The organism is Anaerolineales bacterium (assembly GCA_003105035.1).
Classification (GTDB): Bacteria; Chloroflexota; Anaerolineae; order Anaerolineales; family UBA4823; genus FEB-25.
The window spans coordinates 103421-126671 of the sequence record PQAL01000042.1 but is presented as its reverse complement, the minus strand read 5'-3'; the positions used below and the strand labels follow the sequence as shown (position 1 = coordinate 126671).

General features: G+C 54.9%; 26 protein-coding genes and 1 pseudogene (1 of these 27 only partly in view). 14 read left to right on the top strand and 13 right to left on the bottom strand.

All coding sequences use genetic code 11. The annotated features are described in order from the left end of the window. Positions 1 to 128 precede the first annotated feature (128 nt). On the bottom strand, positions 129 to 734 hold the full coding sequence (locus tag C3F13_18600) for a cupin (protein PWB49849.1): 606 nt from the start codon (positions 732 to 734) through the stop codon (positions 129 to 131). 161 nt (positions 735 to 895) lie between these two features. Here C3F13_18600 and C3F13_18595 point away from each other — a divergent pair, with 161 nt between their 5' ends. The 12 genes from C3F13_18595 (at position 896) to C3F13_18540 (ending at position 10563) form a co-directional block, all read left to right on the top strand. Then, positions 896 to 1276 (top strand): transcriptional regulator, encoded by a 381-nt coding sequence (locus C3F13_18595; GenBank protein PWB49848.1) that lies wholly within the window; start codon positions 896 to 898, stop codon positions 1274 to 1276. Between the two features lie 34 nt (positions 1277 to 1310). Further along, complete coding sequence (locus C3F13_18590; GenBank protein ID PWB49847.1) at positions 1311 to 2219, top strand: hypothetical protein; 909 nt, start codon at positions 1311 to 1313, stop codon at positions 2217 to 2219. Between the two features lie 36 nt (positions 2220 to 2255). After that, positions 2256 to 2810, top strand: a complete 555-nt coding sequence (locus C3F13_18585; GenBank protein ID PWB49846.1) for a YeeE/YedE family protein — start codon at positions 2256 to 2258, stop codon at positions 2808 to 2810. Beyond that, a complete protein-coding gene (locus tag C3F13_18580) occupies positions 2687 to 3100 on the top strand; it encodes a hypothetical protein (protein PWB49845.1) in 414 nt (137 codons plus the stop codon). Before C3F13_18585 ends, C3F13_18580 begins: the two co-directional genes overlap by 124 nt. A gap of 45 nt (positions 3101 to 3145) precedes the next feature. Next, positions 3146 to 3373: a hypothetical protein gene (locus C3F13_18575; protein PWB49844.1), complete on the top strand. Its 228-nt coding sequence runs from the start codon at positions 3146 to 3148 to the stop codon at positions 3371 to 3373. A gap of 53 nt (positions 3374 to 3426) precedes the next feature. Continuing rightward, positions 3427 to 5610 (top strand): transcriptional initiation protein Tat, encoded by a 2184-nt coding sequence (locus C3F13_18570; protein PWB49843.1) that lies wholly within the window; start codon positions 3427 to 3429, stop codon positions 5608 to 5610. 10 nt (positions 5611 to 5620) lie between these two features. Next, positions 5621 to 6397 (top strand): hypothetical protein, encoded by a 777-nt coding sequence (locus tag C3F13_18565; GenBank protein ID PWB49842.1) that lies wholly within the window; start codon positions 5621 to 5623, stop codon positions 6395 to 6397. A gap of 20 nt (positions 6398 to 6417) precedes the next feature. Next, positions 6418 to 7212, top strand: a complete 795-nt coding sequence (locus C3F13_18560) for a hypothetical protein (protein PWB49841.1) — start codon at positions 6418 to 6420, stop codon at positions 7210 to 7212. Positions 7213 to 7282: 70 nt separating this feature from the next. Beyond that, positions 7283 to 8332, top strand: a complete 1050-nt coding sequence (locus C3F13_18555; protein ID PWB49840.1) for a cytochrome B6 — start codon at positions 7283 to 7285, stop codon at positions 8330 to 8332. A gap of 7 nt (positions 8333 to 8339) precedes the next feature. Continuing rightward, positions 8340 to 9557: a hypothetical protein gene (locus tag C3F13_18550; GenBank protein PWB49839.1), complete on the top strand. Its 1218-nt coding sequence runs from the start codon at positions 8340 to 8342 to the stop codon at positions 9555 to 9557. Further along, the gene (locus tag C3F13_18545) at positions 9532 to 9969 is read left to right on the top strand and encodes a cytochrome B6 (GenBank protein PWB49838.1); all 438 of its coding nucleotides are present in this window, start codon (positions 9532 to 9534) and stop codon (positions 9967 to 9969) included. The genes C3F13_18550 and C3F13_18545 overlap by 26 nt, the downstream gene beginning before the upstream one ends. Positions 9970 to 9984: 15 nt before the next feature. Then, on the top strand, positions 9985 to 10563 hold the full coding sequence (locus C3F13_18540) for a formylmethanofuran dehydrogenase (GenBank protein ID PWB49837.1): 579 nt from the start codon (positions 9985 to 9987) through the stop codon (positions 10561 to 10563). A 205-nt stretch (positions 10564 to 10768) separates the two neighbouring features. Here C3F13_18540 and C3F13_18535 read toward each other — a convergent pair whose 3' ends face one another. Further along, positions 10769 to 11260 (bottom strand): hypothetical protein, encoded by a 492-nt coding sequence (locus tag C3F13_18535; protein ID PWB49836.1) that lies wholly within the window; start codon positions 11258 to 11260, stop codon positions 10769 to 10771. 345 nt (positions 11261 to 11605) lie between these two features. On the opposite strand from C3F13_18535, the gene C3F13_18530 reads away from it, so the two are divergent. Then, complete coding sequence (locus tag C3F13_18530; GenBank protein ID PWB49835.1) at positions 11606 to 11761, top strand: pilus assembly protein; 156 nt, start codon at positions 11606 to 11608, stop codon at positions 11759 to 11761. A gap of 118 nt (positions 11762 to 11879) precedes the next feature. On the opposite strand, the gene C3F13_18525 is transcribed toward C3F13_18530, so the two are convergent. The 4 genes from C3F13_18525 to C3F13_18510 all read right to left on the bottom strand — a co-directional run bounded on the left by C3F13_18525 (position 11880) and on the right by C3F13_18510 (position 13499). Beyond that, positions 11880 to 12125 (bottom strand): hypothetical protein, encoded by a 246-nt coding sequence (locus tag C3F13_18525; protein ID PWB49834.1) that lies wholly within the window; start codon positions 12123 to 12125, stop codon positions 11880 to 11882. 93 nt (positions 12126 to 12218) lie between these two features. Then, positions 12219 to 12533 (bottom strand): hypothetical protein, encoded by a 315-nt coding sequence (locus C3F13_18520; protein ID PWB49833.1) that lies wholly within the window; start codon positions 12531 to 12533, stop codon positions 12219 to 12221. Next, positions 12526 to 12996, bottom strand: coding sequence for a hypothetical protein (locus C3F13_18515; protein PWB49832.1), 471 nt, complete (start codon positions 12994 to 12996; stop codon positions 12526 to 12528). Before C3F13_18515 ends, C3F13_18520 begins: the two co-directional genes overlap by 8 nt. A gap of 110 nt (positions 12997 to 13106) precedes the next feature. Next, positions 13107 to 13499, bottom strand: a complete 393-nt coding sequence (locus C3F13_18510; GenBank protein PWB49831.1) for a hypothetical protein — start codon at positions 13497 to 13499, stop codon at positions 13107 to 13109. Between the two features lie 279 nt (positions 13500 to 13778). Between C3F13_18510 and C3F13_18505 the strand changes: the two genes are divergently transcribed. Continuing rightward, complete coding sequence (locus C3F13_18505) at positions 13779 to 14090, top strand: hypothetical protein (protein ID PWB49830.1); 312 nt, start codon at positions 13779 to 13781, stop codon at positions 14088 to 14090. Between the two features lie 623 nt (positions 14091 to 14713). Here C3F13_18505 and C3F13_18500 read toward each other — a convergent pair. From C3F13_18500 to C3F13_18470, 7 genes and pseudogenes are all read right to left on the bottom strand, one after another. After that, positions 14714 to 15493: a hypothetical protein gene (locus tag C3F13_18500; protein ID PWB49829.1), complete on the bottom strand. Its 780-nt coding sequence runs from the start codon at positions 15491 to 15493 to the stop codon at positions 14714 to 14716. A 465-nt stretch (positions 15494 to 15958) separates the two neighbouring features. Further along, a complete protein-coding gene (locus C3F13_18495) occupies positions 15959 to 16711 on the bottom strand; it encodes an amino acid ABC transporter ATP-binding protein (GenBank protein PWB49828.1) in 753 nt (250 codons plus the stop codon). Positions 16712 to 16775: 64 nt separating this feature from the next. Continuing rightward, complete coding sequence (locus C3F13_18490; protein ID PWB49827.1) at positions 16776 to 17984, bottom strand: amino acid ABC transporter permease; 1209 nt, start codon at positions 17982 to 17984, stop codon at positions 16776 to 16778. A gap of 1 nt (position 17985) precedes the next feature. Further along, complete coding sequence (locus C3F13_18485) at positions 17986 to 19164, bottom strand: polar amino acid ABC transporter permease (GenBank protein PWB49826.1); 1179 nt, start codon at positions 19162 to 19164, stop codon at positions 17986 to 17988. A 73-nt stretch (positions 19165 to 19237) separates the two neighbouring features. Further along, the gene (locus C3F13_18480; protein PWB49825.1) at positions 19238 to 20407 is read right to left on the bottom strand and encodes an amino acid ABC transporter substrate-binding protein; all 1170 of its coding nucleotides are present in this window, start codon (positions 20405 to 20407) and stop codon (positions 19238 to 19240) included. Positions 20408 to 20915: 508 nt separating this feature from the next. Next, the gene (locus C3F13_18475; protein PWB49824.1) at positions 20916 to 21494 is read right to left on the bottom strand and encodes a hypothetical protein; all 579 of its coding nucleotides are present in this window, start codon (positions 21492 to 21494) and stop codon (positions 20916 to 20918) included. Between the two features lie 88 nt (positions 21495 to 21582). After that, positions 21583 to 23251, bottom strand: a pseudogene (locus C3F13_18470) (arginine decarboxylase) (it continues 608 nt past the right edge of the window).

The window sequence follows — 23251 nt, the reverse complement described above, 5'->3', positions numbered from 1 at the left end:
GTAAGGGCGACGCATTCGGGATTGATGCAAACCACCTGCCCGAGCTACTTTCGAATGCTTCGCCCCAACAACATCATCAAGGCGGATACCAGCGATGTATCACCCTATGTGATCAGCTGCGATTTGGTTCACTTTTCAGGTGGAAAGTGAAAAACCCCCGGTTTTTCATACTCATCATAACCCGATAAAACCACGATCGCATTCGTCACCGTTCGGCCGGGATTATGCCAGCGGTGGGTCAGCCGCGCGGCAAACAACAGGCTATCGCCAGCCTCAAGGGTGTAATTTTGACCCTCTACTTCATATTCGAGCTGGCCCCGCAAGCACATGACGAACTCGCTACCGGTATGAACGATCTTTTCCGGGCCACTTTCGGCGCCACTCTCCAGGGTTAGCATGAACGGTTGCATGCGGCCGGTGAAAGACTCACCCCCCAACCCTTCCCACACCCCAAGGGGGAAAGGCACATGCGTCCGGTCGGAGACCGACCGAAAAACGATCGGATTCTGCACCTGTTCAGGACGAAATATGGCTGTGATGGGCACATTCAAGGCATCCGTCAGGCGGTAAAGCGTGCTGACCGAAGGCGAAGAAAGCCCCCGCTCGATCATGCTCAGGGCATTAGCGGAGAGTTCACTCCTGCGGCTCAGCTCGCGGATGGAAATGCCACGCTCCTCACGGATCTGGCGTAACACCTGGCCTACATGCACAGATGGAGCTGCTTTGTCAGACATGGATGGTTTCCTCAGGTTGTCCTATAAAGTGGTTAGCTGTATAATCTAATGTGACAGCATCACACATGATTTGTGACAAATAATACTGTTTATGGGATGGATTTTCCATTAATATATCATAAATATGTATATTCGTATCTGCGTATATTGCTGAACAGATTATGAACAACCCCCAATTAACCCAGGAAGTTTCACGGCTCCATGCTGATCTATGCTCTGCCCTGGCCGACCCGAACCGGATCTTGATGATCTATGCCCTGGCTGAAATGCCGCGGGTGGTGAACGAGCTGAGTGACGAGCTTGGCTTGAGCCAACCCGCCACGTCGCGCAACCTGAAGGTGCTGCGGGAGCGCGGGCTGGTATATACCGTCAGGCAGGGCAACACACTGGAATATCACCTGGCAGACGAACGCCTGGTGGAGGCATTAAACCTGCTTCGCACGGTATTGAGAGATCGGCTGGCCTACAATGCCACCCTGATGGAAAGTACTGACCAATCCAACCAGGCAGCTGAAGAGTTGCCTGTTGTCGACACCCGATAGAACTTACCCAATCCGACATAATGAGGAGGATGATATGCCACATCTGAGAATACGGTATCTTATACCCATCTTCTTGGGTGCCCTGTTCATCGCAGGTTTTCTCTTAATCATCAACACGCAACCCACCCAGGCACAGTGCGGCTCACAAGCCTCATCCTGCAAGAATTGCCATGAGACGCAAGGCCAGGATCCGGTCAATAGTGACGGTACCGCCTGGCACAGCGAGCATGCCCAGATCGATGCCTGCGTTAGCTGCCATGCCGGCAACCCGCAAAGCACCGATAAAACCCAATCGCACACCGGGATGGTGCCATGGAATTCGGATGTGAAAGCCGGGTGTGCCTCCTGCCACCCCGCTGACTACGAGCAGCTGGCAGGGCAATACGCCACTACATTGGGTGTGACACTGGGTGGTGGAGGTGGGGCAGCTACCCCAATGGCCACACAAGCCACCGCACCAACCGCTTCAACCGAAGAAACCCTGCCCTCGGGGGGCGGTATGGTCGTCAGCCAGCCTGGTACGATCGATTACGTGCAGCAATACCAGGAAACCGTCCTCGGCGAATATACGATCAACTGGGGGAATGTCATCCTGGTGGTGCTCATCCTTGTTTTACTCATCGGTGGCGGTGCTTTCATATATTGGAACGAGCGGCGACGCAAAGGCTTAAAGGGCTTCTTCACCCCGAAGGCAAGCGGAGCACCCGAGGCAGGTGTCATCCCTGAAGTCGAAGGGTATACCCGGGAGGTGTCGGAGTTTCTGCCCCTGATCGCCAGGCTTAACCCGGTTGGCTTGCACGCCCTCAAGCGCATCCTGGCCAACCCTGAACAGGCCAACGAGATGCTCCATGCGCTTTCTCACCTTGATCCTGAGCTGCTGAGGCGGGTGCAGGCACTGGACAAAGATGCGCGCAGCTTGCTGATGGCCCTGGCAGGCAGCTGATTGGTACCTGCCTGATCTATACTAATCGGAGGAGTTATGAAACGGTTCACATCATTCATTTCGCAAGAGCTCTGGTCACCCTACCTGGCAGGCATCCTGCTGGGTATCGTGGGCTTGCTGACGGTTTTGCTAGCCAACGCCTTGTTAGGAGCTTCAGGGGCATTTGAAAGCATCGTGGGTTGGATCGGCAAGAATCTCAACCTGAGTGCATTCAATAACATATATTGGGGAGCTACCGGAGGCAGGGCCATGCCAATTATCCGGCCAGAAATTACCTGGTCTGTCATTCTGCTGGTAGGAATATTGCTCGGCGGAACCTTTGGGGCACTTTCCAGCAAGACATTCAAGTTCCGGTTTAATGATGATGCTCAATGGAAGCGCATTTTCGGTCCACAACCCTGGAAGCGCTGGGTGATCGGTTTTTTTGGTGCGATCATCGTTGAATACGGTGCAGGTATTGCGGGGGGATGCACCAGTGGTCTGGCCATCTCCGGTGGCATGCTGTTCGTACCGGCGGCTTTCCTATTTATGGGTGGATTTATGATAACCGGCATCATCACCGCCTTGATCATTTATGGAAAGAGGTATTAGACATGACTATTTCGTCAATCTTCCTTGCTCTCGTATTGGGTATTGGTTTTGGTTTCTCACTTAATAAAGCTGGATTGACCAGCTATCATAATATCGCCAATCAGTTCCGCTTTACGGATATGACGATTCTTAAGTTCATGATGACCGCCATCATCGTGGCGATGAATGGGTTATTCCTCCTGCGTGCCCTTGGCTGGGTTACCTTCCCCACTGTGCCAGCCACCTACATCGTGGGGAACCTGGTGGGTGGGCTGATTTTTGGCGTAGGGATGGCAGGCGCCGGTTACTGACCAGGCACCTGCGCCGCCGGGAGCGGCGAAGGTAAATTAGATTATATGGGTCCTGGACTGTTAGGCTTCCTCGCTGGAGCAGTAATATATGGATTGACCTACCCCTACGTTTTCCCCGCCATCTCAAAGTTAGCCAACCTGGGTAACATCGTATTACCCGACGCGTTGAATGTCAGTCCTTTCCTGATCGTATTCTTGTTCACCCTGATCGTCCTGTTCCTGTTCTACCTGATCGAGCGGGCTGGCTTACAACGCAAAGACAAGCTACAGTAATCGACCTGACCTGGACTGCTGGACAAAAAGCAGGAATGGTTGAAAGGTGAATTATGCCGAAAACAGATGTTTCACAACTTTCTAGGCGAAGCTTCTTAAAGTTAGGTGCGGCAACTGCCTCAGCACTTGCGGTGGGTCAGTTCATAGCCCCACCAGTGGCACGCGCAGCCCGCCAGGCACACCTGCTGGACAGCAACGGCAGTGGTTACATTTCCACGATGTGCGAGATGTGCGTTTGGCGCTGTGGGGTGCGAGCCAAAGTTGTTGAAGAAAAAGTAGTCAAGCTGGAAGGCAACCCGGACCACCCACACTCAAAGGGCAAGCTGTGTGCCAGGGGTCAATCGGGCCTGATGACTACCTACGACCCCGACAGGGTATTGACCCCCCTCATCCGGGTGGGCAAGCGTGGTGAGGGTAAATTCCGCCAGGCGAGCTGGGATGAAGCCCTGGATTTGGTGGCAGAGCAGATGCTGTCGATCAAGAGCAAGTATGGGCCTGAGGCGATGGTCTTCTCGTCCACCCACAACCTGTCGCAACCCCTGTTCGAAAACCTGCTCTATGGGTTTGGCTCACCCAATTATGGCACACAACGCAGCCTGTGTTTCAACGCTATGATCGTGGCCAACTCGATCACCTATGGCATGGAAGAACCGGCGCGTGATTACAGCCAGGTGAAGTACATCATCCTGACCGGCCGTAACCTGACCGAAGCCATCTCCACCTCCGAGACTTCAGACCTGATCGATTCCATCTCAGGTGGGGCGAAGGTGGTGTATATCGACCCACGCTTCACGAAGACTGCCTCCAAGGCGACCGAATGGCTGCCCATTCGCCCGGGCACCGACCTGGCTTTTCACCTGGCCATGATCAACGTCATCATTGCAGAAAAGCTGTATGATGCAGCCTTCGTTGACAAGTACACCCTTGGATTCGACCAAGTGGCTTCGCTGACGATGTCCACCACACCCGAATGGGCTGCCACGCTGACCGGCATCGAAGCTGGAACCATCCGGCGCATCGCCGAGGAGTTCGGCGCAGCCGGGAAATATGCCCTGGCCCACAATGGCTGGCGCACGTCCAACTTTATCAATTCTTTCCCCACAGAACGGGCCATTTCCATCCTGAATGCCGTGGTGGGTAATTGGGGTACGACCATGTTCCCCTCCAGTGGCGAAGGCGCAGGCGTGCTCGGCAGCCCACCTCAACCTGCCTACCCACGCATTTCTGCCCAGCGCCTGGATGGCGTTCCTTGGATGTACCCATTCGTGCCCCTCAAGATCGGTGTTTTCCAGCAGCTGCGTGACTCCATCGTGGCAGGTACACCTTATGAACCCCACGGCTGGTTCATCTCAAGGCAGAACCCGGTGCAATCGCTGCCTGACCGGCAGAAAACCCTGGAAGCTTTCCAAAAGATGGACCTGATTGTCACCATGGATATCCTGGTAAACGATACAGATTGGTTCTCAGACGTCGTCCTGCCCGAAGCATCTTACCTGGAACGTTACGACCCACTGGTCCCCATGGGAAATCAGGTTTATATCCGCCAGCCGGTAATCGAACCCCAAGGCGAAGCAAAATCGGCTTTATGGGTTTACAAGGAGCTCGGAACCCGCCTCGGTCTGGCGGATTTCTTCCAATACAAGGACGAAGTTGACTACATCAACCAGCAGCTGGCACCCACGGGCATCCCGCTGGAAACCTTACGGCTGCATGGCAATGCGACCCTGCCCACATCCACCGGCAGCGATATTTATGAGTGGAGCACACCCAGCGGCAAAGTGGAGCTGTTCTCCAGCTTGTTGGAGAAGGCCAAGTTCGATCCTGTGCCGATATGGACGGACCCTCCCCAGCCCAAGGCAGGTGAGTTCTACCTGCTCACCGGCAAGGTGGGCCAGCATACCCAATTTGGCACACAGAATAACCAGCTGCTGCACAAGTACCAGGATGTGCCCCGCCTGTGGATGGCTCCGGAAGCTGCCAAGAGCCTGGGACTATCCGATTGGGACACGGTCCAGGTCACTTCACCGGTGGGCACCGTCCAGGTTGCACTGCAGGTGACCGATGCCATGCGCACTGATTGCGTTTACCTTACCCCAGGTTTTGGGCACCTCTCGATGGCTCTCCGTACCGCGTACGGGGTGGGGGCGAGTGACTCAGTGCTCCACGTGACCTACACGGATCCTATCAGCGGTGGCCAGGCACTCAGCCAGACCTTCGTCTCGGTGAAGAAGGCGTAAGGAGGAGAATATGGCGACCAAGAATCATTATGCCTTCGTGATCGACGTTGCTCGCTGCATCGACTGCCGGGCTTGCCTGGTGGCTTGCAGCGTGGAGAATAACGTACCAATGGACCATACCCGCATCTGGGTGTACGACCAGGGCCTACAGGGCACCTGGCCGGATCTCAGCCGTGCCTTTGTACCTTACAACTGTATGCATTGCGACAACCCGCCCTGCACCGAGGTGTGCGTAAGCGGCGCCACTTATAAGGATGCCACCAGCGGGCTGGTGCTGGTGGACCAGGAAGCCTGTATTGGCTGCGGCTATTGTGTGGCAGCCTGCCCTTACGGGGCGCGTTATATCGACCAGAGCCGCGGTGTGGTGGATAAATGCACTGCTTGCGTCCAGCGGCTGGAGGTGGGGTTGCAGCCAGCTTGCGTTGCCACCTGCGTGGGAAAATCCCGCTTGTTCGGCGACCTGAACGATCCCACATCAGAAGCATCCCTGGCCCTCAAAAATGCCATGTCGGTAACCAGGCTGGATTACGAGGGCAATGGTATGGATGCAGATCCAAATATCTTCTATCTGAACCTGCCGGATACCTCGAGCATCAAGGCTTCTGATACGTTTGGCCAGGTTCCGCAATCCACCTTACCACGACCATCCCAATATACCCTCTCCGAAGCAGGGTGGAAGAAGGTTGCCATCCCACTTGTGGCAGTCGCCATGGGAGCCACCTTCCTGGCTCAGGCAATCTTTTTCACCAAGCAACTCATTGAGGGTGAGAAGGATTTTGAGGACTAGGCAGTGCGAAGGAGTCAGACATGAGCCATAAAAATATCCCCTTACCTGAACGGCAGCGCTTACGCCAGAAGATGATCAAGAAGCACAACCTGGCAAATATCTTGACCCATTGGTTCAACGTTGCTTCCTGGCTGTTGCTCCTGAGCACAGGCATCGCCATTATCTCATCGCCGCGCCTGGGGATCACACCCATCTGGTGGCAGGAGATGTTCCGTAACCTGTTCGGCAGTGACGCTAACCTGATCCGCTTTCACTACACGATTGGTTTCCTGTGGATCTTTGTCATCTTGTTCAATGTGTTGATTGGCTTCCGTAAGTATTTCGTGCCCTTTGCCTCGCACCGCATGCTGCTCGATAAGGACGACATCGACTGGATGATGATCAAGCCGCTACAGATGCTGGGTTTCAGGAAGGACAAGGAATTGCCTCCGCAAGACGCGTATAACGCCGGGCAGAAGATCTACAGCTACTTCGTGGTGCTGTGCACCATCGGGATCATGATCACTGGTCCGGTGATGGTGTTCAAGAGCCTGTTCCCGCCCATCGTTAAGCAAATCGCCCAACCGATCCACTTCATTTGCGTTTTCGTCATCGTCGCCTGGCTATTCATCCACGTATATATGGGAGCCATCTTCCCGGAAGAGAAGGAAGCTTTCTTCTCGATGTTCTCCGGGAAGGTTTCAGCCTGGTATGCGCGTGCCCACCACGAGAAATGGTATAACCAGATGCTCAAGGAAGAGATGGAATGGCAAGATAATGTGGAAAAAGAAGTGCTAGAATCAACCCATCTCGAAAAGACCAGCGGTGCCGACTGATTTCGACCTCACTTTCCACCAAAAAACCGCTCCGTAAGTGAGCGGTTTTTTAACCCTCATCCGTGCTTCCATGCGCCCAACTTTTTACGACCACCTGCACCCCCCTACGATACCTGCCCCCCAGGCACGCTTTCGTTATACACTTGGCACAGGCGGCCTGGCGGTATTCCTGGCCCTGGTCGTGGGTTTCACCGGGATCCTGGTGACCTTTTATTACCTGCCCACCCCAGAGGGGGCAGCGAATTCGATCCAGGTGCTCACCTTCCTCGTGCCTTTTGGCTGGCTGATGCGCAACCTGCACTACTGGTCAGCCCAATTGCTGGTGTTGGTGGCAGCCTTGCACTTACTGCGGGTGGTATTCACCGGAGCGTACCTGCCTCCCCGGCGGCTGAATTACTTGCTGGGGCTTTCTCTACTTGTGTTATGTCTGTTCTTGGACTTCACGGGCTATGTGCTGCGCTGGGACCAAGGTGTGCATTGGGCTTTGGTGGCAGGTACCAACCTAGTGCGCGCCATCCCCCTGGTGGGTGACAGGCTATACGCAATGCTGGTGGGTGGCACTCAGATCGGAGCAACTACACTGATCCGCTTTTATGCCTGGCACCTGTTCGGGCTCACCCTGGCGGTAATCATTATCCTGGTGTGGCACATCTTCCGTGTGCGGCGCGATGGCGGGATTGCCGTACCTCCACCAGAATTACGCGGTGATTTAACCCGCGTCTCCCGCAAACAGCTAGTCCAGCAAGAAGGCCTGGCGATGTTGCTGGCCGGCGTGGTGCTGCTGCTCCTGGCAATCCTGGTACCGGCGCCTCTGGCCCCGGGTATCCAGGAAGGGACCTCCCCTGCCAGTGAAAGCCTGGCTCCCTGGTTCTTCCTGTGGGTGCAGGAGCTGCTCAGGCTGGGGAACCCATTCATCTTTGGGGTGCTTGTCCCGGCGGGTGCTTTACTGCTGGTGGCCCTGGTGCCTTACCTGTTCCCAAAGCAGCTCACCCCTGCTGAATTAGGCCGGTGGTTCCCCCGCGGCGGGCGCAATGTACAGGTGCTGGTTGCCATCCTGGCGTTTTCCATCGTCTTGCTAACCGTATTGGCCCTCATTCACCGCATAACCTCTGCAGGCTGAAGTCGAAATGCACCGTAATTTTTTCCTGGCTGCCCTCCTTTTATTAATCACCTCCGGAATGGCTTTCTGGTGGCAGGGACAGGATCCAACACCAGTACCCGTCACACCCAGCCTTACCGGGCAAACCGAGTACTGCCTCACCTGCCACGCCGATATCCCTGAGATCAGCCAATCGCACCCGGTGGAGACGTTCGGGTGCGTGCTGTGCCATGGGGGTGAGCCTATGGCGCTCGATGCTGACCTGGCTCACAGCAGCATGCGCGGAGGGGCCAACCCCTCCGACCTGAGCGTGGTGGAAGCCTCCTGTGGCGGTGAACAATGCCACAGTGGCACATCCCAGGCCAACCGCGACCATATTCAGCGCCTCACCACCAGCCTGCAAGCCACCTATGCCGGGGCGATTGCCCAGGTTCGCTATGCCTTCGGTGCACAGCCCGATCTGACGGCTCGCATGGGTATCTACGCTGTCGATGGCCTGGCAGCTTTTAAGCCGGCCGAGGAGACCTCGCCCGCCTTGCAGCAATTTGCGCAAAATTGCCTGAATTGCCACCTGTCAGCACAGCCCATGCCTGGTTATGCCTATAATCGCTGGACGGGCTGCTCTGCCTGCCATAGCCCGCAACCCCGTACAGACGGCACCCAGGTGAATAAGCTGACCACCGCTATGAGCTATGCGCAATGCAATGCCTGCCACAATCGGGGCAATTACAGCCTGGCAGATATGCAATTCCACGCCCGAACCGATCGCCCCACGGACCGCCTGCACGATTACTACCAGCCGATTGCACAGTTCACCCGTTGCGAGTACAACCTGGATTGTGTGGACTGCCACACCCGCCAGGAAGCGATGGGTGATGGTCATATCTACAACAACAAGAAGGAGATCCAGTACACACGCTGCAAGACCTGTCACGGCACGCTGGATGCACTGCCGCTCACCCATACAATCACCAGTGAAGATGACTTCGCCTTGCGCATGGCCTTCCTTAACTCGGTGATCGACTTGAAAGTCGGTGATACCATCCTGATGACCGATAAAGGTGAATATCTATGGAACGCCCGGGTGCTACCGGTGCCCCAAGGTGGTCAACCCACCTATGAGCTATTCTCCAAGGCAACCGGCGACCGCTTCACCTTTAGGCCGGTGATGGGCACCACCTGCCAGCAAGACCCCGAGCAACAAAACTCACAGTACTGCCATGCATGCCATTCCGTCGAAAGATAAGCGCATAAGCCGGCGCAGCTTTTTGAGCTGGCTGTTAAAAGGCAGCCTGGCCGCTTCGGGCTTGCTGGGTGTGGCCGCCCTGGGCCGCTTCCTTAGCTTCCAGGGCCAATCCAGCCAACCCACCGAATATGACCTGGGACCAGCGCTGGATTACCCATCAGATTCCCGCACTGCCATACCGGAGATACCGGCAATGATCATCCACAACCAGGCGGGGTTCACGGCCATCAGCCTGGTTTGCCCGCACCTGGGCTGCACCGTTAATGTAACCAGCGAGGGATTCACCTGCCCATGCCATGGCAGCCGGTTTCTCGCGGACGGCAGCTTGCGGAATGGACCAGCCTCCAAGGCACTGACCAGCATGCGAGCTGAAGTCGACGCTGCGGGCCACCTGATCGTATCTACTGCTTAATCCGAGGACGGATCTATGCTGAGTGACTTAACCACCCTATTAAGAACCAGTGCTGCCGAGCACAGCCACCTGTGCCCCCGGCAGGTGCTGGGGGTGCGCATGGGTCTGGCAGGCCTGGCTCGGCTGTGCCTGAGCGCTCCGGTAAATAGCAAAACTGCCTTGATCATCATCGAGACTGCAGGCTGCTTTGCGGATGGACTGCGGGCGGCCACAGGTGCGACGGTCGGCCACCGCACGTTGCGCGTGGAAGATATGGGGAAGATTGCGGCAACCTTTACAGCCATCCGCCATGGAACCAGCCTGCGCCTGGCTCCCCAAGCCGATATCCGTAGCAAAGCGCTGGCCTATGCCCCCGAAGAGAAGCGGCGATATTTCGCCCAGCTCATGGGGTACCAGCACATGCCCGATGAGGAGCTGTTCACCTTCCAGGAAGTGCAGCTGCGCACTCCCGCTGAAAAGATCATCAGCCACCAGAATGCGCGTGCCCGCTGTGCGAAGTGCGGGGAAGAGATCCTCAATGAACGGGAAGTTGAGCTGGATGGCCTGGTTGTGTGCCGCACCTGTGCGTATGGTGGATATTACCAGGTGAAGTGAGGGTGGGTTACCCGTGAGACAAACCGTATCAACATAAGTGAGACAGTACACCAATAGATCGGAGTAAGGGCGAAGCATTCGGGGTAGATGCCATAGCACCACCTCAATTTTCGTCTGAATGCTTCGCCCCTATATAGCGTTGTAAAGGGCTGCCAGAAAAGATGGACAGCCCCCGTTATGTGAATTATGGTGAATGCAGACCGATTTAGAAAATAACGTTCACCAGCGCGGTCAGGATCAGGTAGCCAAGGAAGCCCACACCCACCGTCATGAATGTCTTGGTATTGTCCAGGTCCAGCCCCTGGCGGACAGCAATAAAGCCTGCCACCAGTGCCCAAATGGCACCAATCACGCTACCAACGCAGGGGATAATCGAAAGGAACAGGGGTAGATAGGCGAAACCAATCACCCGCAGCATCTCATCGATGGTTGCCTGGCCACCAAAAAAGCGTGTGCCAACAAACCAGGTAAGCACCGACCAAACAACCCAACCGAGGATGGTGCTGATCAGGGTTCCAAAAAAGCCGCCCACCACGCTTCGGTTAAAGAAGCCATTGAACAGCCCGGTACCCACACCACTCACCAATGCGACCAGGCCGACGATGATGGCAGCATAGAGTGTTAAGCTGGTGTTCCCTTCGATCTCATCAAATGTTTTGGTATCTAACTTGAATACACCCATGACACGAGCAAGCATGATTCACCTCCGGTATTTTGAGTGTGATAACACTGAGGGCTTCAGTGGGTTACGAAGCGAGTGCGAATTCGTCCTCCTACCCGTGATTGACTTAACCCCTTACTCAAACCTAACGATTCTGTCAGGAACCCGCAAAGATAGTTGATTTTTTATCATTAATACGCTAAAATAATAGCATAATCAACAATTGATCAGGGTGATTCCGGCATTCTGGGCGCACAACGGGTCATTATCTTTTTTATCTATTGCTCAATTTCCCCCATCATTATTCGCTGCCCACCGATGCACAAGGTCACATCTTGATCTGACAGATCTAACCCTCTGTTGGAAAGGAGGTGGGGTTATATGCTTTTTTATAAAAAAGAGCGTGGGCAGGGGATGGTTGAGTATGCCTTATTGATCGTATTAATTGCCCTGGTGGTTGTCACCCTCATTGCCGTGATGGGTACCGCGGTGTCAAAAATGTACCAGGATATTACCACCGCTTTCCCGCTTCATTAATCTCACGCATTCATCTATTATTAAAAAAAAACCCGCGTGGCGGGTTTTTTTTAATTAATTCCATTAATCTCCCCTACGCCTTGCGCAGAGTTATGGTAGCTATCGCAGACAGAGCAGATCAGGGTTTCAGGCGCGCTTTATGGGTCTTGGGATTGTACTGGTAGGGTTTGCCACAGCTGGGGCACTTCATGGTAACCCAACCAGACGACTTGCTGCCCGACTCGACCACACTGGAGCGTTTGCTGGCGTAGGCTTTTTCCAATGCTGGGCTGGGGGGCCCTTTAGAGACGCCAAACACCCCCGGGTTGATGGTGCGGGTCTTTCCACAATGCGGGCAAATGACTTTTATGGCTTGTTCAGGCATACATACCTCCGCTACAATGCGAGCGTTCAGGTTCGTGTTTTTGCCGGTTGGCTGGTAGCCAGTGGTGAGTGGCTGGCAGCTGACGATTCCCCTTTACCGTTGCAACTCCTGTTCCAATTTCAGGCAAGCGGGGCAAAGGGGCAGGCGGATGGTGTATTGCGGACTGGAACCCACTTTCACCGTCTTTACCACCACGGCCGGCAGGCCGCAGTCACATCGCAGGCGGCGGTGGCGTGAGCCCACTCGCCTGGCAGCTGGGGCAGAGCGGCGTACCTGGTGACTACTCCCCGCAGGTGCACATTTGGCTGCCTGATTGAGCTGGGCTGAGCATTGTATGCTCAGGGATGCCCGCATACCGCTGGCAGAGAACTGGAATGCTGTCATCGTGGCAGTCTCCACCTCACCCATCTGTTGGATGAGGCTCGAGCTGGTCAGGCTCCGCTGCATTGGCCTCGGCTTCCATCTCCTGCAGGTGGCTGAGCTTGCGTCGTAGCTCTTCAGCCCGATAGATCCGCCCCACGTTCTCCAGCTGGCGGGCGAGTTTCTCCCAGGCAGGCAGCTCCAATTCGCCTGTTTTGAAATAGCGTTCTTCCAGGTGCATGGCATCAAAGCCCAAGGCATCCACATTGGACGGGGTCAAGCTGGAGAAGGCTTCCTGGCCCGCTAGCCTGGCGGAGGCCTGGCGCAGATCGGAGATGTGCGGAAACCAGGGGGAGGTCTGGATGTGCCGACTGACCGCCTGTTCGAGCAGCGCCAAGGGGATATCGGCAAGCTGCTGCTGGTAGAGCTCGAGTGTATCCAGCGTAAGGCTCTTCTCGGGGTAGGCTGCCGCCAGACGTTGCAGGATGGTCAACAGGTCAGCAGATGGCATGGCGGGCTAACCCGGGAGAATGGGGGGAAAATGCGTACGAAATAGTCTGGTAAGCTACGAGGGAGCTAGGTAACCTACCCCTAGGATACAGCGCTGGTATGTGGGTGAATTCAACCATGAGCATCACGGTCTGATTGTTTTTTACGCAGCTGATCAATGGCTGACAGCGTTTGCTCGAGCGGGGTCGTAAGGGTCGCTTTGTGCTGATGAGCAGATCCTTCTTCCCTTGGGATTTGGCAATAGCGGCACGCCTGCGGCCCACCGCGCTGGTAGAGCTCAAGCATCCCCGTCAGGTTGCGCGGGTTCCATCCGTGCTCAGCCCAATGGACGATAGTGGCGCGCCATAAATCCAGGTTGGTGACACTACCCTCGAGCAGGCTTTTTTGCGCCTGGTTGGCGCTGAAGTGCACAACCGAGCGGTAAACCTCTGCAGCTGTAGAAGTAGCAGGATCACTTTTGTGCTCTTTAATTTTCTTAACTCGTTTCGACTTAACCAGTTTCATAGATTCATGATTATCTGACTCTTTAGCTGGAGATAAAGGCGAATTAAGAGTAGTTATTAAAGAGAGGCTATGATTTGCTGATCCAGCGAGTGAAACGGGACCGGTTTGCCCTAGCGAAATCATTTTTGGTTTAGGAATCATTTTTGGCTTTGAAACCATTTCTGGCTTTGAAACCATTTCTGGTTTAGAAACCATTTCTAGTGTTGAAACCATTTCCGGTTTAGAAACCATTTTTGTAGATGTCACCACCATTCCTGGTTCAGGTATGTCCGAAGCAAGATGTGGGATATCGCCAATAAGAAGGGAATCCGGCGTTGGGCTGCACCGGAACTCGCCGTTATCTGCATGACCTCCGCTTGGCGGGCGGTAGAGCAGCTGGATGCCTTCAAACGATATGTTCACCTTGCTCAGCTCGGGGAAATCTCGGCGCAGGAGACTTCGCGCCTGGAGCAGGCGGATGTGGCGCATGAAGGTGTTGCGGCTGGCACCAGTAAAGTCTATCCAGGCCTGGATATCGAACGTGTGCGACTCCTGCCCGTTCCAGGTGAGGCTGGCCAGCTGGAGCCAGGTGACCAGCACACCTGGGGGTAGCTGAGATTGGAAAATGAGGCGGATGGGGTAAGTGGCATAGCGCGGCGGCAGGCAGGGTAGAGCCATGGGGGATGGAAGTGGGGACAAGGCGGTGAATTATGAGGAATATTGGCGGGTGATCAGATAAGCAAGGGATTGGACCTAACGATAATGGAGAGGGAAGGAGTATGCAAACAAGTTAAATCTGAGAGGAACGAGTCACACGAAATTATTATAGCACATATGTTCTAGTTCACAAGAGGGTTATGAATATTTTAAGGTTTACGGAAGTTTGGATTACGCCCAAAACATAACGAATCAAGTAAGGGCGAAGCATTTGGGGAGCCTCGAGCCACTATGGTGTAGGGGCGGGTCATTGTCAGGTCTTCCGATAGGACGATGCCATAGAAATTTTCTGATCGAGACCCCATTGGTACACTGTGACCTGTCCCTACGAAGGGTTGTTCGGTTCGAGAAATGGATGATTACAAATTCGGGTAAGGGCGAAGCATTCGGGGAGCCTCGGATTGGAGACCTCATATCGAAGCCGAATGCTTCGCCCCAACACCTGGTCGCTTTGAGTTGGGTTTCGGATGGAGATTGCCACTCTCAACCTAACAACCTACCCCCCACACTGCTGTTGATTATTTTTGAGAAATGCTGGGTGCTTCCTTCCAGCGCAACAGGGCCTGGAAGGCGCTGGTGGCATTGGACAAGTTGCGACCTTCCACTGCCCACAGGCTGGTATCTTCACCGACCGGGTTGACCAGGATGGCGACTTCTTCGCCGGGCAGAACCTCATGCTCGTAGTTGATCTGCAGAAAGTCGAGCCTTTTCTGCCTGAACAGCTCGATGGGGAAGGCATCACAGGCCCACTCTACATAGCGGCTGTTGTTGACATGCCCAACCAGGTCCACAGCCGAATAAGCGGCTCGCAGGCGCAAGCGTTCCTGGCCATTACTCGCCAGGTCGAGGCGCTCCAGGGGCTCATCCTGATCAATGGGAATATGCACTTCCGGGATATTCAAGTTAACCGCCTTCGGAGGTGCCATACGCCGGGTGAGCGTGTTGATGATTACCCAGGCGGAGGAGGCAGAGACAAGGCGCTGCCCGGTTTCACCCAGTACCTCGAAATCGCGAATGTAAAGCAGGCGACGGTAAATAGTCTTCGGCCAGGTGCGGACGGTGACCTGCTCATTGGCGCGCGGAGTGGAGACAAATTTGAGGCGCATGCGCGAGTGGATCCAGAACAGGTTCAAGGCGAGCATGTCATCGAAGCCAACGCCCAGCTTAGCCGCATGAGTCCCGGCAATCTCCGTCAGATGCTGGAGGATGGCGGAGGGCTTCCACTCCTGGTTGAAGTCGCATTCGATGGGGGGTACGGAAAAGCTTTCGGTGTGGATGAGGGGAGGATTATCTGGCATCAGAATGCACCTTCAGCATGGGATAGTCAATTGTAACGGAGATTCTAATTGATGTATGGGCGTAAAAACTACCCCCTACCAAACTCCCCCAAGTCCCGCTTCGGTGAGTTTAGGGGCGGAGAAGAACGAGCCTGTAAGGAGTAGGGGCGAAGCATTCGGTTATGCTCGGGTTGGAGGTATTAGTACATATTCGCATGCTTCGCCCCAACAACAGGTGACTTAGCAATAAGGGGAGGGTGGGTCTTCGACAAGTATTCAGGCAATCATAAAGCCATGGGGTCTTACTTCTACAAATCTGCTGGAGGATATACCTGTACCCATTCCCCCTGAACAACCATCAGATTTCAGCAGTCAGCCATCAACAAGCAAACCAATCCCCAGCACAGCAATTAGGGGAAGAGCAATCTACCGAATATACACCTATGGGGTTACCTGGATAAGCTTGTGAATGCTCCAGCCTACTGGTTAATGTTCGAGGATTTGTGACAAAAACAGCTTGGTTCGGCTTTCCTGCGGATTCGTAAAGATCTGTTCGGGGGTGCCCGTCTCCACAATCTTCCCAGCGTCGAAGAAATACATGCGGTTCGCCACTGCCCGGGCAAAGCCCATCTCGTGCGTCACCACCAACATCGTCATTCCACTACGCGCCAGCTCCACCATTACGTCCAGCACCTCTTTGATCATCTCCGGGTCTAGCGCACTGGTTGGCTCGTCGAACAGCATGATCTGCGGCTGCATCGCCAGTGCCCGGGCGATCGCCACCCGCTGCTGCTGACCACCCGAAAGCTGTCCCGGGTATTTATCCGCCTGCTCGGGGATGCCCACCCGCTCAAGCAGCTTCATCGCATTTTGCTCGGCTTTTTCCTTGGTCCACTTGCGCACCCAGATGGGTGCCAGGCTGATATTCTGCATCACGGTGAGGTGCGGGAACAGGTTGAACTGCTGGAACACCATACCGATCTCGCTGCGGACGCGTTCAATGTTGCGCACGTCATGCGAAAGCTCGATCCCGTTGATGATGATGGTGCCCCGCTGGTGCTCCTCCAGGCGGTTGAGCGTGCGGATGAAGGTCGATTTCCCACTCCCCGATGGCCCAAAGATCACCACGACCTCCCCGGGCATCACTTCCATGCTCACCCCGCGCAGAGCCTGGAAGTTATCGAACCACTTGTGCACCTCCCTGGCGATGATGATCGGCTGTTTTTGTTCTTCGCTCATAAATCACCTCTAACGCTTTCCTGGCGGTTACTTAGCGGCAACCTAGCGGCAACCTAGCGGTTACCTAGCGTTCACCCACACCCAAAGCTTTCTCAAGCTGCAAGCTGGCGTAAGACATAAAATAGCTGAAAATCCAAAAAATTACTGCTATGAACAGGTACACTTCCATCTGCAGGCGAACAAATGCGGGATTTGAATTCAGGATCGCGTTACCGATCCCCAGCAGGTCGTTGATCCCCACGATGTACACCAGGGTTGTGTCCTTGAAAAGGGTGATAAACTGCCCGACGATGGTCGGAATCACCAGCCTCAATGCTTGCGGTAAAACAATAAGGAATGTGATGTGGAAACTCCTCAGCCCCAGCGCCTTCGCTGCTTCAATCTGACCGGGCGGGATCGCCTGCAGGCCACCGCGTATGTTCTCAGCCATATATGCCGCGGAGAAGATCACAATGCCAATCAGTGCCCGGATCACCTGGTCAATCCTGGCTTCCGTCGGAAGAAACAGCGCCAGGATGATGGAAAACATGAACAGGATCGTCACCAGTGGCACTCCGCGCACGATTTCAATGAAGCCGATCGAGAACCACTTGACCACTGGTAGCGATGAGCGCCTGCCCAACGCCAGCAGTACCCCGATGGGGAACGACAGCACGATGCCTCCCACCGAGAGCAGCAGCGTAATCAGCAGCCCACCCCACACCGCGGTCGCCACTTTCGGCAGCACACTTGAGCCGGGGAACCCGCTTAATATCACTAGTGGGACAAGAAGCAAGGCCGCCAGCCACAAGGCAGCTACAAGCTTGCCATTGACTACTCGCATCCTACCAATTCGGTATCCCAGGAGGATCAAGATGGAGTTGATGCCCATCGCAATCCGAATGGCTGGTGTGATGGTGGGTGTTTCAAGCGGGAACACGGCCAGCACAGCAAACATGACGACCAGGAAGATGGAGAATATGCGCAGGTAGCGCTTCCACACTCCCCAGCTCATGCCAATCAAAAATGTGAAAATCCACAGGCTGAGACCTGCACGCCATAGTTCCGCACGGGGATATTGCCCCACCAGGTATAACAGAGGTGCCACGGTAACAGGACGCCAGTCTGCTTGCGTGAACACCCAGGATACTACACTGACCACGATGAAGTACACTACCGTGCCACCCAAAATGGTCAGCAAGCTGTTGTACCAGGTGCTGAACAGGTTGTCACGCAACCATTTCAATGGGCCGGGTGGAGCAGGAGGGGCGACTTCATCAGAGATAACGGTCATGTCACCTTTCAATAAGCTGCACCCGCTTGTTGTAGAAATTCAATACGACGGAGGTCAGCAGGCTGATTGCCAGGTAAATTGCCATGATCAGGAGAAAAACCGGCACTGCCCGCCCAGCCTGGTTGATCGTCACCTTGCCGATGGCGAACAGCTCCTGGAAGCCAATGACGAGTGCCAGGCTAGAGTTCTTGGTCAGGTTTAAATACTGGCTGATGAGCGGTGGGATGACTACCCGCAGGGCTTGCGGTACGATGATGAGGCTCAAGATTTGGGAGTAGCGTAATCCAACCGCCTTGGCGGCTTCAATTTGTCCCTTGTGCACCGCCTGGATGCCCGAGCGGATCACTTCTGCTATGAAAGCTGACGTGTACGTTGCCAGGCCGATTAAAAGGGCGGCGAACTCCGGGGACAGGCGCAGGCCACCCGTGAAGTTGAAACCCTTGAGCACCGGGATATCGAGCACCAGCGGCTTGCCTCCCGCGACAAACCAGCCAATCAGCGGAACCAGGATGAGCAATCCCAGGCTCACCCATCCATAATAAGTCTCTATGGCTTTCACTTCCCTGATGCGCCGAAGCACGATCCAAGCCACAACTGCCAGGATGACACCCGCAATGACGAAGCCCAGGAAAACCAGCCCACCCACAGCCAGATGCGGCCAGGTGATGTAGAAGCCGCGCTGGTTGATGTAGATCACGTCGGGAAAGGCAAAGCTTTGCTTCACCGCTGGCAGCTTGTTGAACACACCAAAATACCACAGGAACAGCAGCACCAGCAGCGGGATGTTGCGGTGAAACTCGATGTACGCCAGGGCGATACGGCTGATCAGCCAGTTGGACGAAAGGCGCATCAACCCAACGATGAAGCCCAACACGGTGGCGAACACAATCCCCAATGCCGACACCACCAGTGTATTCACCAGCCCCACCAGGACGGCTCGACCGAAGGTCATCGTCGGAGCATATGGGATGAACGCCTCTTTGATCGGGAACCCTGCCGCTTCATCCAGGAATCCATAGGTAAGCGGCATACCTCGTTGTCTCGTTATCACCATGAAGTTGTTGATCAGCCAATACAGAATCCCAAGCACCAGGATGGATGAAACCACCTGTGCCAGGATCTTCAACACGCGCTCGTCACGCCAGAGCGGGATTCTATTCGAGTATTCTGCGTTTGCCATTAGATACGCAATGGGCAAGAGGCTGGGTGTGCACACTGCAAGGTGCGCACACCCAGGTGAATTCAGCTAAAGGTTACTTGATGGGTGGAGCATACATCAAACCGCCTTCAGTCCACAGCTTATTCAGCCCACGATCTAGCTGGAAAGCAACACCGTTGGCACCGAAGTAACGGTCGTAGATCTCGCCATAGTTACCCACCGCCTTGATTGCATTCGCCAGCGAATCTGGTGATAAGCCCAGGGTGCTGTAACCCCAATCGGCTTCACCTTCCACACCCAGCAAGGTCCGGATGTTGGCGTTCGGGCTCGCCTTCATCTCCTCGATGTTGGCGGATGTAATTCCGAACTCTTCAGCATTGATCAGGCCCCAGATGACCGTCTTAACGATATCGAACCACTGGTCATCGCCCGCTGGTACTGCGGGGGTGAGTGGTTCCTTGGAGATGGTGATATCAAGAATCGTGTAATCATCTGGTTTCTGCATGCTTGCCTGGGCTGCCGCTAGCTGGCTCTTATCGCTGGTAGCTACATCGCAGCGTCCTTCTTCGAAGGCTCCATACACCGCCGAAGTCTGTTCAAAGGTGACTGCTTCGTAAGTGAGGCCTGCATCGGCGAACGAGGTTGCCAGGTTCTTCTCCGTCGTCGTGCCAGTCGTCACGCACACAGTCGCACCCTCCATATCTTCCAGCTTGGTGATATTGCTGTCCTTGCGCACCAGGAAGCCCTGTCCATCATAGAAAGTGATCCAGGTGAAGTTGCCCCATTCTGCATCGCGCTTGGAAGTCCAGGTCATGTTGCGCGTGACCATATTGACCTCACCGGTCTGCAGCACAGGACCACGGTCAGCTGCAGTGATGGATTTTGCTTCGATTGCTTCAGGGTCGCCCAAGACTGCTGCTGCCACAGCGCGGCAGAAGTCAATGTCAAAGCCCACGTTTTTCCCATCGGCGTCCAGGTATCCAAACCCGAGCAGCTCAGTATGTACGCCGCATTTTACCTTGCCATACGCCTTTACGGCTGCCAGGGTCTCACCGTAACCAGCTGGTTTGATCACTTCCGGCGGTGCCGGGGTGCCTGAAACCGGCACCTCTACGGTGACAATAACGGTGTTGACCACCTGTGCTGGCGGTACATCACCACCCGAAGGTGCTGTGGTCGGTGTTTCCGCGGAACCACCGCAGGCAGCCGCCAGGATACTGATGGCGATTAAGACACTGAATAGATACATTAATTTCCGTGACATGTTTCTCTCCTCCTATGAATTAGTTGGTTTGGTCGATTGAGAGTTTCGCTAGATGCCGTGTGCGGACTTTCCGATTCACCTCCTCGTAATCGTTCTCTACACGTAGCTGTAATCATCGAGCGATTACAGTGGGTATACGATATACCTTCTAGCATGCAAGCCATTCAGTGAACAGACATATCGATGTCTTTTAAGCTGCGCAGCTCTTCAGCCTTTATTATAGAAGAAAACAGGTATTACACAAGTCTTGAAATGGATATCATTTTAAAAAAGTATATCATTATATTAAGCAATAATCGCTGGTCTTAACAACCAGGGCTGTTTTATCTCCCCACCTAAGAGCCATGGTTGCTCCCACCTGAGGAAAATAGGCTGACCGATCCGGCGCGTCGCAACCGGTGGGGTTGCGCACTATCCGCTGTAACCAGTCATTGCACCATTGGTTGGGTTTCGTGTGTCCCCCCAACTTCAGCTCAACCTGCCACTGCCGGGGAGGCTTTCGCTTAAATCAATGAACTGGTGCTGGTTCGGGCTGGACCACGATTTCCATCGTCATCAGGCAGCGCAGGATGCGATTTTCTAGCCAGGGCTCAATCCACTCGTATACCAAGCGATCCCAGGGATTCCAAACCGTAGACCAAATGAAAATGGTAACCAGGCCAGCCACGATGCCAATGACTACATCGGAAGCAGAAGCCAGCAAGGTCTGGCTGACCAGAGCAAGGATACCTAATAAGACCGCGGCGATCAGGATGGCAATGCACAAACCTACCAGGCTGCGTAGGCGCGACAGGTGGATCATATTGTCGTTTTGCTCGATCTTGGCGCGCGCATACCTCAGAATGCCATCCTTTAACTGCTCCTGCAGCTCAGGGGTAATCTGATCGGCTGGCAGCTGGATGACCAGGTGCTTGCCTCTCCAGCTGTGCAGGTCATGACTCATCGTCTGGCGAATGGCATATGGCAGCCCAGCTTCACCCAGGACGACAATCGGTTTGCTCGAAAAGGGGTTGACTGCCGACTCATTAAACAGCTGGTCAACCGAGTCAATGGCGATCATGATTTCCTTAGAGCCGATGCTAGGCATAACATTACTCCAGTCTGATCACAGATCCTGGTACCTATCAGGGATATTTGCCCAAATGATGCCAGATGTCAGCCTCACGACCCGCCGGTCATTTAAGACAGAAAACGTGATAAGTGCCATCCACATTCTCCACCCCATGAGTCTCGTGGCCAAAACCAGGGAAACGCTGGTCCCAGGCCTGCAAGGCTTGCAGGTAGGCGATATAAGGGCTACCAGAGTCACCGGCATTCTCACCGGGCATCAGCATGGGGATGCCGGGCGGGTAAGGCACAATTCCAGTAGCCAGGACGCGGCCAGCCATCAGATCAATGGGGATCGACTCGATCTCATTGTGCACCAGCCGTGAATACGTCTCGGCTGGGGTCAGCACCGGTTCCGGTAAAGAAGAGAACGCTTCAGCCTGCCAGCGGAGCAGGTCGGAGCTCTTGATCTGCTCGAACATCTCATTACCCAGGTCGCGCAAACCCATACCAGCATACCTGCGGGGGTCCAGCTGGTAAATAGACGGCAAAGCTTCCGATAGCGGCGCATTGGCATCATAATCGTCCTTGAAATGCAACAAGGCATTGATGAGCGTGCCGTATTTGCCTTTCGTCACCCCGATGGAGAACAGGAACAGGATGGTAAAATCGGTGGTTTTTTCCACCTCGATGCCTCGCTCGTCAATATAAGCGGTCACCAGTGTAGCTGGGATGCCGATGTTCTCGAAAGTACCATCATCAGCCACACCGGGGGTTACCACCGAGACCTTGATGGGGTCGAGCATGCAGTAACCGTCTTCGAGGCCTTTGAAACCATGCCAGGCATCACCCGGGTGCAGCACCCAGCAATCGGGATTGGTGATCAATAGCTCATCAGGTGCGTCGGCAAAGGCAATCTTCTTGCCTGTGGCTGGGTTTGTCACCTCGTCGGCATTCCACGTGCGGAACATCCAATTGCCTGCCGCTCTGGCATCGCGGTAAGCCCGGGTGGCAGCCTTGCGGAAGGTGACTGCTTCGGTGATCGCTTCAGTGGTCAGGGTCCGGCCTCCCATGCCATCCATCATGGCCAGGGAGATCTCATTCGAAGCGATAATGGCATATTGAGGCGAGGTGCTGGCGTGCATCATGTAAGATTCGTTGAAACGGGCATGCTCGACTGGTTTTCGTCCGTCGCGCACGCTGATCAACGAAGCCTGGGAGAGGGCTGCCAGCAGCTTATGGGTGGAAGTGGTGGCAAAAATTGTCGGCTTATCGGGCGGGTAATCCTTCGGGTCGCCATACATGGCGTGGCGGTCCTTATAGAGCGGGTTGAAACGGGCGTAACCGTACCAGGCCTCATCAAAGTGGATCCGGTCAACACTGGCATCCAGCAGGTCGATCACGCGTGGCACCCGGTAGGTGAGGCCGTCATAGGTGGAGTTGGTGATAATGGTGTGTACGGCTTTCTGAGATTTATCGGGAGCCAGCGGGTTAGCCTGGATGGCAGCCCGGATTGCTTCAGCCGTCAGCCGTTCAGGGTAGATCGGGCCGATGATCCCCAGGTGATTGCGGGAAGGCACCAGGTAGGTGGGGATCACCCCGGTCATGGTCAGAGCCTGCTCGGTAGATTTGTGGGCGTTGCGGTCACACAAGGCGTAATCGCCACGGGTGACCGAAGACATCATGATCACCCGGTTGGACATGGATGAGCCATTAGTCACCGTGTACGAGCGGTGCGCACCATAAATCCGGGCACAAAACTTCTCGCTTTCACCGATCGGTCCACTGTGGTCCAGC